We start from the raw sequence: 16988 nt of genomic DNA, 5'->3' as shown, positions 1-16988 counted from the left end.
CCCGCTCGCGAGACAGCGAGCGTCGATTCCAACACGAGACGGGTGTGTCCACGACCGAGCAACGGCTGTCGAGACGTCGGTCTCGGTCGGACTGCCCGTCAGGAACGTCGCTACTCGGTCGCCTCGGCGGTGTCTTCGGCCGCCGCGGACTCCCCAGAATCCCCGGTGGCGTCAGTCTCCGCCGAGTCGGTCGAATCAGCGTCGGATTCCGCCGACGAATCGGCTGCCGAGTCGTCGTCGTTCGCGTCGGTCGCCGCGGCGTCGTCGTCTGGCTCCGTAGTGTCACTGTCACCTTCGAGCGCCTCGGCCATCTCGGCCATCGCGGCGGCGGACTCGTCCGGACGATCGAGTACCTCGTCCGTGTGCATCCGCATCTCGTCGCTGGCTCGGATCGTCCCGTCGACAGTCGCGTTCTCGTGTAGTTCGACCGTCGCGCCGGAGATGTCGCCCCAGACCTTCGCGCCGGGGCCGACGCGGACGGTCCCGTTCCGGGTCGTCACGTCGCCTTTGATCTCCGTGCCCCGGCCGACCACCAGGTCGCCCCTGGCGCGGAGGCTCCCGAACACGACGGTGTCGCGGCCGACTTCGAGGGACTTCGCGCGGATGTTACCGTGGAGGCGGCAGTCGTCGCCGACCGTCGCCGGCGTCGAGACGCGCCAGGCGTCGTCGGAGACGCGTGCGCCGCGCGGGACGAGCACCGGGTCGTGGTCGTCGGCGTCGTCGCCGAGCATCTCCTCCATGACCTCCTCGGCCGCGTCCTCCTCGCCGATGCGGAGGAGCTGTGAGAGGTAGACGAACAGGAAGACGATGGTCGGCATCGGATTGCGGATGACGATCCAGCCGTTGGCCTCGAAGCCGTTCTCGATGTCCACGTCGTCGCCGATATCGAGGTCGCCCGCGACGCGCAACTCCCCGCCGATGTGGACCCGCTCGCCGATGTAGGCGTCCTCGCCGACCAGCACGTTGTCCTCGACGTCGCACCACATGTCGAGGCGGCAATCGCCTTCGGCCTCGATGTGGCCGCCGAAGCGCACGCGTTCGTCGGCGATGACGGTCCGTCCGCGCACGCCGAACTCCACGGTCGACTGGCCGCCGACGATCACGTCGCCGTCGGTCACCAGGTCGTGTTCCTCGACGGTCGTCCCGTCTGGGATGGAGAGCTCGGAGAGCGGGTCGGAACCGAGAGGCACATTCACATACGCGTGTTCGGGCGTCTTAAAGCCTCAGGAAGCGCATGACGGGCGTCTGACGCTGGTCAGACGCTCCCGTCGAGAGCTACGTTTTTACTCCTGCCGCGCGTACCCGTTTGTATGACTGTGTTGTCGTTCGACGAGCAGGGCGTCGATGTCGTCTACGAGGGGACGGAGTTCCGCCTGGAGAAGGCCCTCATCGAGGACGCCACCCAGAAGTCCTACCCCGACGTGACCGACCACGAGGTCCTCCAGATCGTCGAACCGGATCCCGCGCTATCGGGCGAGCCACGCCGAATCGCCGAAATCGTGAAGTGAGCGCGAGCGGCGTCCAATAGTGCCCACGTAGGAGTTAGCGCCCACGTGTGTACTACAACTCTCGAAAGGAACCAAACGCGTTTTGAGGGGCTGAAAGTAGCGTTTTCGTGCTAATTAAGCGCTCGAGCAGTAGGCATTTAAGCCGCCAGCGCCCACTGGCAGGTAATGTCAGACCCACGTATCGCTGGGGCCGGCGTGACGAACTTCGGGAAACACCCCGAGCGGACCGGCCGCGACCTCTTTGCCGAGGCGGGACTGGAGGCGCTCGACGCCTCCGGGGTCGACCCGGAAGACGTCGAGAGCCTCTACTACGGCAACTTCATGGGCGAACTCGCCGAACACCAGGGCCACCAGGGACCGCTGATGGCCGAGGCCATCGGACTCGACGCGCCCGCCACACGTGTCGAGGCGGCCTGCGCCTCCGCCGGAGCCGCCATCCGGGAGGCCGTCAAAACCCTGCGAAACGGCGAGGCCGAAGTCGTCGTCGTCGGCGGAGCGGAGCGCATGACGAACATCGGGACCGCGGCGGCGACGGACGCGCTCGCCATCGCCGCCGACGACCTCTTCGAGGTCCGAGCCGGGATGACCTTCCCCGGAGCGTACGCGCTGATGGCCCGGTCGTACTTCGAGCAGTACGGTGGGTCACACGAGGACCTGGCGCACATCGCGGTCAAGAACCACGAGCACGCGCTGGTCAACGAACACGCCCAGATACAGAAGGAGATCACCGTCGAGGACGCGCTGGAAGCGCCGACCATCGCCGACCCGCTCGGCCTCTACGACTCCTGTCCGATCACAGACGGGGCCGCCGCCGCCGTGCTCACGACCGAGGAGTACGCCGCGGAACACGACCTCGACGCGCCGGTCGCCGTCACCGGCACCGGCCAGGGCGGCGACAACCTCGCGCTGCAGGACCGCCCGCACCTCGCGCAGACGCCCGCCGCCGACAAGGCCGCCGAGGAGGCCTACGGCGACGCCGGTATCGGGGCGGACGACGTTGATTTCGCGGAGGTCCACGACTGTTTCACCATCGCCGAAGTGCTGGCCATCGAGTCGCTGGGCCTCTACGAGCGCGGCGAGGGTATCTCCGCCGCGCGCGACGGTGAGACCACGCGCCACGGCGACCTGCCGGTCAATCTCTCCGGCGGACTGAAGGCGAAGGGGCACCCGGTCGGCGCGACCGGCGTCGCCCAGCTCGCCACCATCGCGTGGGTCCTCGACGGGTCGCACCCGCGGGCCGACGCCGTCCCGGACGGGACCGTCGGCGTGGCCCACAACGCCGGTGGTACGGTGGCGTCTACGACCGTCCACGTCATGGAGGTGAAAGAATGACCGACGAAGCGCCGGACGGCGAGTACGACGCGTGGCTCGACAGCATCGAGGCTGACGAGGGCTACTACCTCGAGTGCGAGAACGGCCACGGCTGGCTCCCGCCCCGCCGGGTGTGCCCGCAGTGTCACGACCGCGACCTCTCGCGGGAGCCCCTCCCGGACTCGGGCGAGATCGCGAGCCACACGACGATCACCGTCCCGACGCCGCAGTTCGAGGACGACGCGCCGTACGTGACCGCCGTCGCGGACTTCGGCCCCGTCTCGGCCACCGGTATCGTTCGCGGCGTGGACCCCGCGGACGTGGCTATCGGCGACGTGGTGGGACTGGAGGTCGGCGAACGAGCGACGACCGGCGACCGCCTGGTCGTGTTCCGACCGCGCTGACCGAGCAAAAACAGGCCGACATCGCCCGGATGCCGCTCAGTCCTCGACGGTCACCGACGTGACGTTCCCCCGAACCACGGAGACGAATTCCCCGGGGTGTTCGACGTGGGGGAGCAGCAGCGAGTCACCGAAGACGACGAGCCGCGCGTCGGCTTCCTCTGCGAGTTCGCGCCCCTTCGACAGCGGCGTGATGTCGGCGTCCTCGCCCCACACCAGCGTCACCGGCACGTCGAGCCCCGCGAGCACCTCGCCGAGGTCCTCGTCCGGGTCGAGGAAGCCGGAGACGAACGACGCCGGCGCGAACCGCGCGCCGGGCTGGTGGCCGCTCGTCCACTCGTAGTCGACGATCTCCTCGGTGAGGTTGTCCATGTCGTAGTAGCCGTGGTCGGCGTGGAAGTGCCGGATCGAGGGCTTCGAGACGATGAGGTTGTGGATCGCCTCACCCAGGAGCGGCGAGCGAAGCAGCGAGCGTCGCCAGACGTTCCGGTCGCCCATCGAGCTATCGGTCGGACAGATCAGGATCAGTTCGCGAACGTCGACCTCGCTGGCCGCGCTCGCGGCGTACGCGCCGGTCAGCGACGAGGCGACGACCGTCGCGTCGGTGGCGTTGTCCGCGATGAAGTCGCGGACGAACGCGGTGAGCAGGGACGCGGAGTACAGGAGCGGCGGCCGGTCGGTCTGCCCGAACCCGGGCAGGTCCGGCGCGAGGACGTGATACTCCTCGGCCAGCGTCTCGAACACCGGATGGAACTCGTGGCTGCTCGCCGCGGCGTTGACGCCGTGGAGGAGCACGAGGTCCGGGTCGTCGGGGTCGCCGGCCTCGGCGTAGGCGACGTCGAACCCGCGCCAGCGGTACGTTCGCTGTTCGCCGGGTAACAGCGGATCGAAGTCGCCGGCACGCGAGCGCAGCAGGGTGTTTGCGGCGGCCGTCGCCCCGACCGCACCCACGGCGGCACCGAGCGCCTTGCGGAGGTTCATACCGTGAGGTACCGGCCCGGACGGGCTTATACGTGGGGGACGGCCCGCCGGTCCACGGGGTCTCGGAGCGAGCGCACCAGTCGCCCCGAAACCGGACAATCAGCAGTCCACGAGGGGCGAGCGCGTCAGTCGTCGCGGCCCTCGTCGACGCACTCCCGGAGCGGTTCGAGCACCTCGTCGACGACGGTGTAAGGGTCGGTGTGGCGCTCGACCACGTCGTCGACGTACCGCTCGATGCCGCCGCGGCGCGCGAGTTCGTCGGCCAGCAGGTCGTTCGCATCCTCGCGGAGCAGCGTCCTGATCTCCGAGGCGTACCGCTCGCGGGTCTGGCGCACGCGCCGGCCGGTCCGGTCGAGGTAGTCCCCGTGGTCCGCGAGGGCGTCGATGAACGCGTCGACGCCCTCGCTCCGGTTCGCGACCGTCTCGACGATGGGCGGGTCCCACGTCTCCGACTCGCCCTCGCCGTTCGCCTCCAGAGCGGCCGCCTCGCCGCCGAGGTCGGTCGCGCCGTGGTGGCCAGTGTCCGGCCGACCGTCGCGGCCCTGCAACATCTCGCGGAGCTGCTGGACCGTCCGATCGGCCCCGTCCAGGTCGGCCTTGTTGACGACGAACACGTCGCCGATTTCGAGGATGCCAGCCTTCAGCATCTGCACGTCGTCGCCGCTGCCCGGCGGGACGAGGACGGCGACGGTGTCGGCCGTCCGCACGATGTCGACTTCGTTTTGCCCCGCGCCGACCGTCTCGACGATGATCTTGTCCTTGCCGAAGGCGTCGAGCGCGGTCACGGCGTCGGTCGTCGCCGTCGACAGCCCCCCCAGGGAGCCCCGGGCCGACATCGACCGGAAGAACACGTCCATGTCGCCGGCGTTCGAGGCCATTCGGATGCGGTCGCCGAGCACCGCGCCGCCGGAGAACGGCGACGACGGGTCGATGGCGATGACGCCGACGGTCAGGCCCCGGTCGCGGTAGGCCGCGGCGACCTTGTCGACCAGCGTGGACTTGCCCGCGCCGGGGCTGCCGGTGACGCCGATCACGTCGGCCGACCCGGTGTGCTCGTGGAGGTCGGAGACGATTTCCCGGTAGCCCGGCGAACGGTTCTCGATCTTCGTGATGACCCGGGCGAGCGCGCTGTGTTTGCCCGCGAGCAGGTCGTCGACGAGGTCGCTCATCGCTCGGGCGCGTTGTCGTGGATGAAGTCGATCATCTCCTCCATCGACGCGCCCGGCCCGAATATCTCGTCGACGCCGAGGTTCCGCAGTTCCTCCTTGTCGTCGTCCGGGACGATGCCGCCGACGAGAATCAGCCGGTCGTCGAAGGCGTCGTACTCCTTCAGCCCGTCGAGGATCTTCGGAACGAGCGTGTTGTGCGCCCCCGACAGGATGGAGATGCCCACCACGTCCACGTCCTCCTGGACCGCGGCCTGCACCACTTCCTCCGGCGCTCGGTGGAGCCCGGAGTAGATTACCTCGAAGCCGGCGTCGCGTAACGCCCGCGCGATGACGTGTGCGCCGCGGTCGTGTCCGTCGAGCCCGACTTTCGCCACCAGGCACCTGATGGTCCGTTCCGCCTGCTCCTGCTCGACACTCATGGCAACACCTAACACGTCGGGTGCTTTCATTCTTGCCCTATCGTTCGTGGGAAATAGGCGGCCGCGCTATCACCGGCCTCGACGGGCACAGACCGTTCGACGCCCGCTAGGCCGGGAACAGCAGGTACGGGAGGACGAACAGCAGGAGAAACAGGAACAGGAGGACGAGTCCGTATCCCGCGAGGGTCCCCGCCGCGGTCAGGTAGGCCGGATGGTCGAACCGCTCGGTGACGGATGCCATACCGGAATCTCTGGCGGGAACGTGATAGTGGTTCGGGTCGTCAGGCCAGCCCCTGCTCTTTCGCGCCCTCGCGGATGCCCTCGGCGCGCTTTCGCACCCGCGAGACGTAGCGGGTGACCTTCTCGCGTTTCACGCCGTAGAACGACGCGAGCCAGTAGTGGTCGATGTCTGGCTGGGTGAGGAGGTACGCGACGAGGGTGTCGCGGCCGGCCTGGATGATGGTCGGCGGGACGCCGCGCTCGCCCGTTCCGGCCTCCTGAAAGCCGTTCACGTCGAAGTACACGTCGGCGTACAGCGTGGCCATCTCGGGGTCCTCGAACGCGATGCCCTCGTGATCGGGGGCCTCGAAGCGGTAGCGCGTCTCGCCGTCGGCGGTCGGCTGCTCGACGACGCGCACGCCGAGGATGTACTCGCGGTAGGTCGAACTGTCCGTCGGTGCGTCGGCGGTGTCTGATCGTGGCATGGGTTTGTGGATATCGCTACGGTCGGCGGGCGGTGCTGGCGGCGAGTGCCGCCGCTGCGGCGAGCGCGACGAGGACTAGCGCTATCGGGAGCGGGCCCTCGGCCGCGGTGGTCGACTGCGCGCCGGCGGCGGTCCCGGAGCCGTCGTCCCCGTCACTCGCGGCGCTCGCGGTGTTCGCCGACGCGGCCGTGGACTCGTCGGCCGGTGAGGGCGCTTCGGTGGCGTCAGTCTTCGCCGTCGCGTCCCCGGTCACCGAGAGCGTCATCGGTTCGGTCGCGGGCTCGACAGCGCCGCCGCCGTCGGCGTCGACCTGGCTCGACGCGACGGTCACCTGCGTCTCGCCGGCCGCGACGCCGGCGAGTTCGACCGTCGCGAGCGTCACGTCGCTGGCACCGGGTTCGATCTGTCCGTCGAGGTCGGCCGCCTCCAGCGTGATCGCCCCGCCGTCCGAACTGACGACGGGATCGGTCGTGAGTCCGAAGCTGTCGGGATAGCTGGCGTTCTCGAACCGGGCGACCGCGGAGTCGTCGAGCGAGAGTTCGATCTGGTAGCCGGCCAGCCCGTCGGGCGCGCTCGTGAGGACGACCGGGACGGCCGTCGTGTCGCCGGCGGCGACGGGGTCTGTCTGGAGGGCGATGGTCGGCTCACTCTGCCCTGCGGCGAGCGCTGGAAGCGTCCCCGCGAGGAGGACGAGCGCGACGAGCGCGAGGGAGAGGGCGGCGAGTCGGCCGGGTATCGAAAGGTGTGTATCGTCGGTCATTGGGTCCTGTATCGAAAGATGAGGGGGTTCAACCGAGGCCGTCAGTTGACTTCTTCGTAGAGTGCGGTCACGTCGGCGAAGTCTATCTGCCCGTTCTCGTTGAAGTCGTAGGCGCCGGTGTTCAGGCGGACGCTGTCGGAGTCCATGTTCGAGAACAGGACCTGGACGTCCTCGTAGTCGAGGCGGCCGTTGCCGTTGAGGTCCTCGAAGCGGCCGTCGCCGTCGGGGTCGGACGGAGCGGCGTCGCCGACGACCGTCTTCGGACCGCCGACGACGAGACCGTTCTGCGTCTCGGCGTCGATGGCGTTCCCGTTCTCGTCGTCCATCTGCTCGACGGAGACGGTCAGGTCTGTCGTGCCGCCGCCGTCGGCGCGCACGTCGAGCGTCGCCAGTTCGACGTCCATCGCGCCAGACTGGACGTTCGTGTCCACGTCCGCCACGCGGATGATGGCCGAGGAGCCGTCGTCGCTGATGTCGCTCTCGGTGAGCCCGAGCGCGTCGGGGAAGGAGACGCCGGTGATCGAGGCGATCTCGGGGTTCGAGACGCTGACGGAGAGGCGCGCGCCGGAGAAGCCGGCTGGGAGCGAGGACGCGGTCAGCGGAACGCTCCCGGTGGAGCCGCCGCCGACCGCGGCGGAGCCGACGCCGACGATGACGTTCGGCTGGTAGACGTAGAGGCCGTCGTTCGGGTACGAGCGGGCGGGGCCGCCGAAGCCGTCCTCACAGCAGAGCACGCGGCCGTCGCGCATCGTGTAGACGTTGTCGATGTTCCGAAGCGCGTCGTCGGCGTCTTCCGGCGAATCGGTGAAGTCCGGGCCGGTGATGACCGGTTCGAGGGTCGAGATGTTGTAGTCCGACTCGAGCACGCCGCGATAGACGACGCCGCCGTCGACGCGGTCGAGCTGGATGTCGCCCTCGTCGTCGGCGAGCGCGTCGTTGAACTCCGAGATGCCGAAGTAGACGAAGTCGCCGGGCTGGGAGTCGTCGACGCTGTCGACGCCCTCGGCCTTGTTGAACTCGATCGAGGCACCGATCTCCTTGGCGGCCGCGCGGGCCTCCAGGAACGGGACCCGGCGGAGCTCCTCGTCGACGCCGTCGGGACCGTTGGCCTCGTACTGCTCGGCCCACGCGACGATTTCCTCGTTCGTGATGTAGTTCTGGTTCCCGTTCTCGATGACGGAGAGGTCGGCCTGCTTGATGACTTCGGTGGTCACCTCGTCGCCCTCCTCCCAGTCGGCGTGGGCGCTGAGGTAGTCGGCCTGCGTGACGTCGTCGTACTCGGCGATCCACGACGCGACCTCGCCGTTGGTGGCGTGGCCGAGTTCGAGCCACTCGACGTCGAGGGGCGTCTGTGCCGGGGAGTTCCGGGCGTCGGACTCGGCGGCGCTCGCCGAATCGTTGGTGATCTTCGGGGCGTACAGGGTCCCGGCGATGTCGTCGACGTTCTCGTAGCCGTCGATCGGCTCGTCGGCGACGAACTTGTAGATGCCCTTGCTGTCGCCGTCAGAGCACATGTAGACCGTCTTGCGGTCGCCCTGGATGTCCGGGGCCTCCCACGCGGCCCGTCCCATGACCCAGTACTTGATCGGCCGCGGCGTGTCAGCCGCCGGGTCGCGGATGTCGACGAAGTAGCCGTAGCGGTAGGGGTTGGGATAGACGTCGTCGATGGGCGTCGTGGCGTCCCCGTCGCCCCGGTCGTCGACGTGTTCCGCGCCGAGGTAGTACGCGAGCCCCTCGTTGCCCAGTTGCGACCAGGCCCCCTGCGGCGTCCACGCCTCGTCGATGTCGCCGTTCTCGGCGTACGTGCTGATGGCGTTCGAGATGCCGGCGGGCTGGGGTCGGTTCCAGAACTGACAGCCGCCGAGGAGTCCCGCGCCGGTGCCGGCCTCGACGATGTCGCCCACCGTCGCGCCGAGGTGGAGCCGCGGGTGAGCGTAGTTCTCCTCGGCGGAGATCATCGTGTTCCACGGGCTGAGGTCGCCGTAGCAGTTGGTCCGCGTCCCGCCGATGTCCCGGAACGCCTCAGTGTTGACGAGGTTCATCGCGGCGTCGGAATCTGCACTCCACTCGCCGTCGTCGTCCTGACTCAGGGGCACTCGCGAGATGCTTCCGGGGACGTTCTCCCAGTTAGTGAACAGGTACCCTTCGGTCCCCTCGTCGTTCGTCGCGACGAACTGGTTACAGTCGGGCCCCTGTCCGGCGCCGCCCTTCGCGACGTCGAACGTGTCGGTCGTGATGTCGGTGCCGTCGGGCGTCTGCGGGACGCCGAGCCGTTCCGTCCCGTCGTTGATGGGTTCGCGGCCCTGGACGAGGATCTCGTAGTTGCCGGCCCCGGACCGGACCTGGCGCTGTTTCTCCTCGGTGTCGGGGACGCCGACCTCCGGGAAGTCGTCGTTGCTGCCGTCGAACTCGAACTGGAAGCCGCTGAAGTAGCCAACCGCGGCTCGTCCGAACGGTTCTGGGTTCTCGGCCTCGGGGTGCTGGAGGCTGTAGAGGAGCGATCCGTCCTCGAAGACGAACGGACCGGTCACCTCCGCGCCGAACGCCGTCGTCGAGAAGCGCTTGAGGCTCCCCTTGACGCTCGGTGCTCCGGGCGTGTCTGTCTCTTCTACTTCTTCCCCACTCGCCACTCCGAAGACACTCGCTCCCAGCGCGGCCGCCGCCGACGTCGAGAGCAATTGCCGTCGTGTAAGATCGACCATGCAGGTGAGGAGGAGGATGGTTCGTAAAAAGCAGTTTATAATACTGGTATGACAGGTTTGGGAGGCCACCCGAGACACAGTTCTCATCCGTACCCGTCAGCCAGCAGACGTGTCACACAGGAGTCCTATTTTGACGGGATGCGTTCCACGTCCGGCCGGTGACGAACGGGTGGATCCCACGTTGTTACGGATCACCTCTCAGTTGTTCACCTCACTCGTCGGACCAGACGGTACAGCAGTCGCTACCCGGTGACGAGAACGCCTGAGAACAGGAATTATCCGATATCGCGGCCGGGTTCGGCGACTACATCCCCATGTCGGCGGCTGCGTCGGGGATGGGGAGGGCGTTCGGCGACACGCCCAGCAGTTCCGCCGCGTGGTCGAGCGCCATGTCGAAGCCGTAGTACCGTTCGAGTTCGTCGCCGTCGGCGGTCGGTCGGACCTTCAGCATCGCGTAGCCCTCGATGTTCTGGGCGATGGCGGCGCGCCCGGTCGCGCTCTCGAAGGTCAGAAGCCGCTCGCCGTCGGTCTCGCGGTAGCGGGCGGTGATCCCCTCGGCGGACGCCTCCGCGGCGGAGTCGGTGTCGGTCATCGGCGGTCCTAGGGAACGGGGGTATGCCAAGTTGACGGTCCCGCGAAAACCGAAACCGCGAAGCGAGCGGGCCGACAGGGACCGGTATGGCGAAGTGGCTCCAGAGCGGCCGCCGGCGGGACATGTGCGTCCTGCTGGCCGCCGCCGAGGACGGCGAACTGGCGGGCCAGCGGCTCAAGACGCGGCTGGAGGGTCGATACGAGACGCGAATCGAGCCAAAGAGCTTCTACGGCGCGCTCGACGCCCTGGAGTCGGCCGGGTTCGTCGAGCACCGCGAGGACGGCATCGCGGACAAGTACTCGCTGACCGAGGCGGGCGAGCGGCGACTGCGCGAGCAGTTCGAGTGGATGCGCGAGGCGCTCGGAGACGAGTCCTGAAGCGCGGCGCCGTCTGCTCGGTCGGGCGGAACGGACGATTTTTGGTCACACCGCGAGAGGTGACCGGTATGTCCCTGTCCCGCACTGCCCTGGTGGCGGGGCTGGACGCCCTCCCGTTCGCGGCGCTCGCCAGCCTCGCAGTAGTCGTGTTCGCCCGCGCCGGTGGCCAACCGCCCGAGTTCGTCGCGCTACTCGCTGGCGTCGTCGGCACGACCACGCTGCTCGGTCTCGGAACGATCAGCGCGAACCGGTACCGACGGACCGAGAGGCCGTTTTACTTCACGCGCGCCGTGGTCGTCGAAGGACTCCTCTCGCTCCCCTAGTCGAGTAACTGGTCAGCGATGGTGTTCCGAAGTACCTCGCTCGTCCCCTCGTAGATCTCGTTGAGTTTGGCGTCGCGGTAGAACCGCTCGACCGGGAAGTCCTTGGTGTAGCCGTAGCCGCCGTGGATCTGGATGCCCTCGTTAGCGACCTCGCGGGAGACCTCCGAGGCGTACAGTTTGGCCTGTGCGGCCTCCTTGACGAAGGTCTCGCCGCGCATCTTCTTGTCCGCCGCCCGGTGCATCAGCAGGCGGGCGGCCTCGGTCTTGGTGTCCATGTCCGCGAGCTTGTGCTGGATGGCCTGGAAGTCGCTGATCGGGCGGTCGAACTGCTCGCGGTCCTGGGCGTAGCGAAGCGCCTCGTCAAGCGCGGCCTGTGCGATGCCGACGCCGCGGGCAGCGATGGTGATGCGGCCGCCGTTGAGCGTCTTGAGCGCGTGAACGAACCCGCGGCCCTCGTCGCCGAGCAGGCGGTCGGCCGGGAGCCGCATGTCGTCGAAGCGGAGTTCGGCCGTCGGACAGCCCTTGTCACCGAGTTTGTGTTCCGTGCCCTCGACGTGGAAGCCGTCGTCCTCCTCGGGGCGGACGACGAACGAGGAGATGCCCTTGTTACCGGCATCGGGGTCGGTCTTGGCGAAGAGGACCACCGTGTCGGCGACTGAGCCGTTCGAGATCCAGAGCTTGCCGCCGTTGACGAGGTAGGCGTCGCCGCCGTCGACCGGTTCGGCGGTCGTGTCCATCGCCGGCACGTCGCTGCCCGCGCCGGCCTCCGAGAGGGCGAACGCGCCGATTTCGCTCCCCTCGGCCAGCGGCGTGAGGTACGTCTCCTTCTGGGCCTCGTCGCCGAACTCGTAGATCATGTTGCAGGCCAGCGAGATGTGCGCGGCGACGATGGTCCCGAGGCCGCCGCTGCCGCGCGAGACCTCTTCGAGCGCCATCGCGTAGCTGTGGTAATCCAGCCCGGCCCCGCCGTACTCCTCGGGAATCGGCATCCCCATCAGCCCCAGATCGGCCATCTCGTCGACGAGATCCCACGGAAACTCGTCGGTCTCGTCGATCTCGGCCGCGCGGGGGACGACCTCCTCGTCGACGAACTCCGCGACCATCTCCCGGATCTGGCGTTGCTCCTGCGTGGGACTGAAGTCCATGCCAGATTGTACCGAGGGCCGGCCCTTTACTGTTCGCCAACGGGTCACCCGTTGGCGACGCTCGTACTCGCGCCGGGCGGTTCCGTCAGCGCCCACACGAGCGGCTGGCCGACCTCAGCTGTACTCGTAGAAACCCTTCCCGGACTTCTTCCCGAGGTCCCCCGCTGCGACCTTCCGCTTGAGGAGGTACGCCGGCTTGTACCGCTCGCCCAGTTCCTCGTACAGCGTCTCGGAGGCGTCGAGCACCACGTCCAGGCCGATGTGGTCGGCCAGTTCGAGCGGCCCCATCGGGACGTTCGTGCCGAGCGTCAGGCCGCGGTCGATGTCGGCCTTGTCGGCGACGCCCTCGTCGTACGCGCGGATGCCCTCGTTGATCCACGGCATGAGGACGCGGTTGACGACGAAGCCCGGCTTGTCGTCGGCCTCCCACGTCTCCTTGCCGACGTCGCGGGCGAACTCGTGACCGAGACGCACGGTCGACTGGTTCGTCTTCTCGCCCACGACGATCTCGACGCCCTTCATCACCGGCACCGGGTTCATGAAGTGCAGTCCGAGCACCTGCGCGGGGCGGTCCGTGGCGCTGGCGATGGTGGTGATAGACAGCGTGCTGGTGTTGCTCGCGAGCACCGCCTCGGGGCCACAGACCGCGTCGAGTTCCTCGAACACTGACCGCTTGACGTCCATGTCTTCGGTCACCGCCTCGACGACCAGGTCGGCGTCGGCGAGGTCCTCGACGGCCGTCGTCCCCGTGATTCGCTCCTGTGCCGCCTCGGCCTCCGACGCGGTGACGGTCCCGCGAGCGACGAGGTTGTCGAGGCTCTCCCGGATGTCTTCGAACCCCGCGGACACCAGGTCCTCCGACACGTCGCGCATGACCACGTCGTAGCCGGCGGTCGCCGAGACCTGCGCGATGCCGTTGCCCATCGTGCCGGCCCCGACGACGCCGACGGTGTCGACTGCTTCGAGGTGCATGAGCCCTGATTCGGCTCGCACTCGTGTAAGTCTGCCGACGGGATCGATGAGGGGGCGCGGGCCGCCAGTGGAGCCGTACCCGTGACATCGTATAGCGCACGTAGCGGCAATAGTGAGACGTATCTCTAGGATTCACTCGCTATGTAGTAAATGTCAGCAAAAAGATACTTATGGTGTGCCGGAGAAGCAAGACGTACTGGAACGAATCGCGGGTACCCCGCTCGCACCATGACTCGACCGGACTCCTGATCTCTCGGGTCCGGCGGGTCGATTCCCGTATCTGACAAATGAGCAAGTCACTCAACACCTCGGCATCCGAGTCCGAGCAGACGGTCGCACAGGTCATCGATACTATCGCCGGGACGACGCCCGACGTTCGCCGCGCGGTCGCCGAGTACCGCGGCCAGAGCAACTCAGTCAATCCCAGCGGCGACGACCAGTTGGCGGCCGACCTGCGCGCCGACGAACTGTTCGAACAGCGTCTCCTCGACGTCGACGGGGTCGCCACGTACGCCAGCGAGGAGCGCGCCGACGTCGAGACCACGGACGGCCGACTCCACGTCGCCATGGACCCGCTCGACGGGTCGAGCAACCTCGAACCCAACAGCGGAATGGGGACCATCTTCGGCGTCTACAGCGAGCGGCCCCCGACGGCCGGGACGAATCTGCTCGCGTCCGGCTTCGTCATCTACGGGCCGATCACCTCGATGGTCGTCGCCCGCGACGGCCAGGTCCGCGAGTACATCCTCGAAGACGGCGACAAGCGCCTCGTCGACGACGACGTGACGCTGCCCGAGGAGCCGACCGTGTTCGGCTTCGGCGGCGGCGTCGACTCCTGGACCGAGGACTTCGAGTCCGTCGCCGAGGAGATCCGCTACGAACTGAAGCTTCGCTACGGCGGTGCGATGGTCGCGGACATCAATCAAGTGCTCACCTACGGCGGCGTGTTCTCCTATCCGAAACTGCAGTCCCGCCCCGAAGGCAAGCTCCGCCACCAGTTCGAGGGGCACCCGATGGCGTACATCATCGAGTCCGCCGGCGGGCGCTCCTCGGACGGCGAGCGGTCGCTGCTCGAGACCGCGCCCGACGAACTGCACTCGCGAACGCCGCTGTACCTCGGCAACGCCGACCTCATCGAACGGGTCGAATCCAACGTCAACTGACGGGCGCATCGTCGACGCTCGCTGAGCGGCCGGAGAAAACGGTTCTGTACTCGATACGCAGTCTGTGCTCGTTACGCGATGGCGGTCGCCGCCGCGATGAACGACCATCGCGTGCCGGACTCTGTCTCGCGCTGCTTGCTCGCCGCCTTCGTCTCGTTCCGTGGGTGTTTCCAGTTCATCACCGGTACGTACGTTCTGGACGGGAAAAAGTGTTAGTGTAATTAATATTATTCGTGAGCGTTTTTTCGGCACCTCGGTAGGGTATGACGTGTCGAGAGCCACACTGAGTTCTGCCATCAGTCATAATTGACAGAGTTCCAACTCTCCTCTTAGAGCGTCAGCCCCGCAGTGCCCCCGGATCAAACGTCACCCGGCAACAGAACGGCGGGGTGACGTCCGGCCGACCGTCAGTAGCCAAGATAGATCGCCAGTGCCTTCAGCACGCCGTAGACGGTCACGACCAGTCCGACGAGCGCGCCGAGGACCGTCCCGACGAGGCCGTCGGGCCACAGCGAGAGCGGGTTCGGGAGCGACACCGACGGCAGGGCCGGTATCGGGAGTCCGCCGCCGCTGTCGCCCGTCACAGTGGCGACCGGGCGACCGTCGACAGTCAGGTCGCCCGTCGCGTTCTCGGACACGTCGGGCACGAACGCCGTCGTCCGCGCCTCGCCCGGCGGGACCGTCACCGTCCGACTCGTCACGATGGAGCCGTTCACCGCGACGAGGACGCGGTGGTCACCGGTCGCCGTCCCGCGGTTTCGCAGTTCGACGGTGAGCACGACCCGCTCGCCGGGCGCGACCGTCGTCGGGTCGGCCGTGGCGTTCGTCACGCTGATTTCCGGTTCGCCAGTCTCGCGTGCCCGTGGCTGGTCCTCGGCGGTCGACGCATCTGACGAGGCTTCGGGGGTCGATTCGGGCGTCTGTGGCTCGTCGGTCGCCGTGTCGTTCGCGACGCCGACGACGAACGTCGACAGTCCCGGCGAGCGGGCGCGATAGACGACTTGCGACGGACCGCGGCTGACGACGGTCGTCTCCAGCGCGTTCCAATCGCCCTGCTCCCGAAAGAGCGCGACGCTGGCCGGCGTCCCACCGGCCGCCTCGATAGCGGTTCGGTCGACGGCGAACGTGAACGTCACGTCCTCCGCGGGGGCGTCGTGGTCCACGTCGAACCGCCCCACGCCGTCGCTGTCCGTCCCCGCGGCGAACGACGACGGGACCTGGCCGGCGCGGACGGCCACTCGCACCGACTCGTTGGCCGGGAAGGAGGCCATGACTCGCTCCAGCGTGACGTTCCCGTCACCGAGGAGCGGCCCGTCAGGCGCTTCGACGCGCTGGGGTCGGCCGGTCGCGTTGATCCGCGCCGTCGCGGCCGTCGCGTTCTGTCGGGAAACGGTGACAGTTCCACCACTGCCGTTGCCCGTCACCGTGACGACCCTGGTCACCGTGGCCGTGTTCCCCATCGGGTCGGTCACGCGCGCTTCGACCTCGTGGGTCCCCGGCGTGGCGAAGGCGACCGAGATTCGCTCACCGGTGAGAATCGTCCCCCGGCCCAGATACCACCGGACGGAGTCGATCCCGTTGTCGTCGGTCGAGTTGGCCGCCGAGAAGTTCACCGGCTCGCCGACCGTGGCGTTCGTCGGCCCTTCGACGGTGACGTTCGGCGCGGTCCCGTCGTAGCGGAACGTCCGCTGGCGGCCGAACCGGTTCTCGTTGCCGTTTCGGTCGACCGCGCGCATCAACAGCAGGGAGTAACGCCCCTCGACCGGGAACGTGTACCGGCGGGTGTACGTCGCCGTCGTCCCCGCGCGCTCGGAGAACCCCGAGATGTTGAGCGTGTCCAGTTCCGCGCCGCCCACGGAGATGGTGAGGTCGCTGAGCGGTTCGTGCATCTCGACGACGATCTCCGCCGTCGAGTTACTGACCCGCCGCACCTCGAAGGACTTGTACTTCGGAACGACCGAGTCCATCCCGGTCGCGGTCACGTCCTCGTCGGGGAGTTCGTTCCCCGCCTCGTCGGTGATGCTGGCCGTGTTGCTCAGGCTGACGGTGACGTTGTCCACGTCGACTTTTCGTTCGAGCAGCAGCGAGACGCGCGCGCCGGTCCTGTTCGCGCCGGACGCGTTGACCGACGCGACGCTCACGTTCGCGACCCGGCCGGCCGACAGCGAGAAGTCGCCGGCGTCGATGGTCCCCGTGTCCAGCGTGCCGTCGTCGTACAGATAGACGTCGATGGTGGTCGCGTTCCCTCGGGTGGCGTTGCCCCACTCGGGCGGCTCCTCGTCGGCGGCCGCGGGGTCCGCGACAGCCCCGGCCAGCACCGGGAGCGCGAGGACCGCGATGAGCACCGGGAGCCACCGGGCGTGCCCGCCCGATGGCGACGTGGTCCGGGGGCTGGGACCGAGAGAAGACATCGCCCCTCCCTACCCCGGCCTCCGACATGAATGGTCCCCCGTCATTACGA

18 protein-coding genes are annotated in these 16988 nt (G+C 68.1%); 6 read left to right on the top strand and 12 right to left on the bottom strand.

Translation table 11 applies throughout. From position 1 onward, the window contains the following. Positions 1-110: 110 nt before the first annotated feature. A complete protein-coding gene (locus ACOZ4I_RS04920; protein ID WP_424003612.1) occupies positions 111-1190 on the bottom strand; it encodes a polymer-forming cytoskeletal protein in 1080 nt (359 codons plus the stop codon). 120 nt (positions 1191-1310) lie between these two features. Between ACOZ4I_RS04920 and ACOZ4I_RS04915 the strand changes: the two genes are divergently transcribed. The 3 genes from ACOZ4I_RS04915 (at position 1311) to ACOZ4I_RS04905 (ending at position 3223) form a co-directional block, all read left to right on the top strand. Continuing rightward, positions 1311-1508: a DUF5800 family protein gene (locus ACOZ4I_RS04915; RefSeq protein ID WP_162411819.1), complete on the top strand. Its 198-nt coding sequence runs from the start codon at positions 1311-1313 to the stop codon at positions 1506-1508. A 165-nt stretch (positions 1509-1673) separates the two neighbouring features. Further along, complete coding sequence (locus tag ACOZ4I_RS04910) at positions 1674-2840, top strand: thiolase domain-containing protein (protein ID WP_424003609.1); 1167 nt, start codon at positions 1674-1676, stop codon at positions 2838-2840. After that, on the top strand, positions 2837-3223 hold the full coding sequence (locus ACOZ4I_RS04905) for a Zn-ribbon domain-containing OB-fold protein (protein WP_424003607.1): 387 nt from the start codon (positions 2837-2839) through the stop codon (positions 3221-3223). Before ACOZ4I_RS04910 ends, ACOZ4I_RS04905 begins: the two co-directional genes overlap by 4 nt. 36 nt (positions 3224-3259) lie before the next feature. Here the strand turns inward: ACOZ4I_RS04905 and ACOZ4I_RS04900 are convergent, their stop codons facing one another. The 8 genes from ACOZ4I_RS04900 to ACOZ4I_RS04865 all read right to left on the bottom strand — a co-directional run bounded on the left by ACOZ4I_RS04900 (position 3260) and on the right by ACOZ4I_RS04865 (position 10547). Then, a complete protein-coding gene (locus ACOZ4I_RS04900) occupies positions 3260-4201 on the bottom strand; it encodes an alpha/beta fold hydrolase (protein ID WP_424003605.1) in 942 nt (313 codons plus the stop codon). Between the two features lie 125 nt (positions 4202-4326). Beyond that, the gene (gene meaB / locus ACOZ4I_RS04895) at positions 4327-5370 is read right to left on the bottom strand and encodes a methylmalonyl Co-A mutase-associated GTPase MeaB (RefSeq protein ID WP_424003603.1); all 1044 of its coding nucleotides are present in this window, start codon (positions 5368-5370) and stop codon (positions 4327-4329) included. Further along, entirely contained in the window at positions 5367-5789 is a 423-nt protein-coding gene (locus ACOZ4I_RS04890) for a cobalamin B12-binding domain-containing protein (RefSeq protein WP_424003601.1), read from the bottom strand. The genes meaB and ACOZ4I_RS04890 overlap by 4 nt, the downstream gene beginning before the upstream one ends. A gap of 106 nt (positions 5790-5895) precedes the next feature. Beyond that, positions 5896-6030, bottom strand: coding sequence for a hypothetical protein (locus ACOZ4I_RS04885; protein WP_424003599.1), 135 nt, complete (start codon positions 6028-6030; stop codon positions 5896-5898). Between the two features lie 40 nt (positions 6031-6070). Then, positions 6071-6493 carry a hypothetical protein gene (locus tag ACOZ4I_RS04880; protein WP_424003597.1) on the bottom strand — a complete coding sequence of 141 codons (423 nt, stop codon included), beginning with the start codon at positions 6491-6493 and terminating at the stop codon, positions 6071-6073. A 16-nt stretch (positions 6494-6509) separates the two neighbouring features. Then, on the bottom strand, positions 6510-7253 hold the full coding sequence (locus tag ACOZ4I_RS04875; RefSeq protein ID WP_424003595.1) for a cell surface protein: 744 nt from the start codon (positions 7251-7253) through the stop codon (positions 6510-6512). Positions 7254-7294: 41 nt separating this feature from the next. Beyond that, entirely contained in the window at positions 7295-9955 is a 2661-nt protein-coding gene (locus ACOZ4I_RS04870) for an alkaline phosphatase PhoX (RefSeq protein WP_424003593.1), read from the bottom strand. 304 nt (positions 9956-10259) lie between these two features. Next, the gene (locus tag ACOZ4I_RS04865) at positions 10260-10547 is read right to left on the bottom strand and encodes a DUF7111 family protein (RefSeq protein ID WP_424003591.1); all 288 of its coding nucleotides are present in this window, start codon (positions 10545-10547) and stop codon (positions 10260-10262) included. A gap of 86 nt (positions 10548-10633) precedes the next feature. Between ACOZ4I_RS04865 and ACOZ4I_RS04860 the strand changes: the two genes are divergently transcribed. Next, a complete protein-coding gene (locus ACOZ4I_RS04860) occupies positions 10634-10924 on the top strand; it encodes a PadR family transcriptional regulator (protein WP_424003589.1) in 291 nt (96 codons plus the stop codon). A gap of 68 nt (positions 10925-10992) precedes the next feature. Beyond that, the gene (locus tag ACOZ4I_RS04855; protein WP_424003587.1) at positions 10993-11247 is read left to right on the top strand and encodes a hypothetical protein; all 255 of its coding nucleotides are present in this window, start codon (positions 10993-10995) and stop codon (positions 11245-11247) included. Here the strand turns inward: ACOZ4I_RS04855 and ACOZ4I_RS04850 are convergent. Together ACOZ4I_RS04850 and ACOZ4I_RS04845 are read right to left on the bottom strand one after the other, a co-directional pair. Continuing rightward, positions 11244-12392, bottom strand: coding sequence for an acyl-CoA dehydrogenase (locus ACOZ4I_RS04850; protein ID WP_424003585.1), 1149 nt, complete (start codon positions 12390-12392; stop codon positions 11244-11246). The genes ACOZ4I_RS04855 and ACOZ4I_RS04850 overlap by 4 nt on opposite strands. Before the next feature lie 114 nt (positions 12393-12506). Beyond that, positions 12507-13364, bottom strand: coding sequence for a 3-hydroxyacyl-CoA dehydrogenase family protein (locus tag ACOZ4I_RS04845; protein WP_424003583.1), 858 nt, complete (start codon positions 13362-13364; stop codon positions 12507-12509). A 287-nt stretch (positions 13365-13651) separates the two neighbouring features. Between ACOZ4I_RS04845 and ACOZ4I_RS04840 the strand changes: the two genes are divergently transcribed. After that, the gene (locus ACOZ4I_RS04840) at positions 13652-14527 is read left to right on the top strand and encodes a class 1 fructose-bisphosphatase (protein ID WP_424003581.1); all 876 of its coding nucleotides are present in this window, start codon (positions 13652-13654) and stop codon (positions 14525-14527) included. 407 nt (positions 14528-14934) lie between these two features. On the opposite strand, the gene ACOZ4I_RS04835 is transcribed toward ACOZ4I_RS04840, so the two are convergent. Further along, entirely contained in the window at positions 14935-16938 is a 2004-nt protein-coding gene (locus ACOZ4I_RS04835) for a PKD domain-containing protein (protein ID WP_424003579.1), read from the bottom strand. Between the last annotated feature and the right edge of the window lie 50 nt (positions 16939-16988).

This window comes from Haloarcula salina (assembly GCF_049603855.1).
GTDB lineage: Archaea > Halobacteriota > Halobacteria > Halobacteriales > Haloarculaceae > Haloarcula > Haloarcula salina_A.
This window is presented reverse-complemented; position numbering and strand designations above follow the sequence as displayed.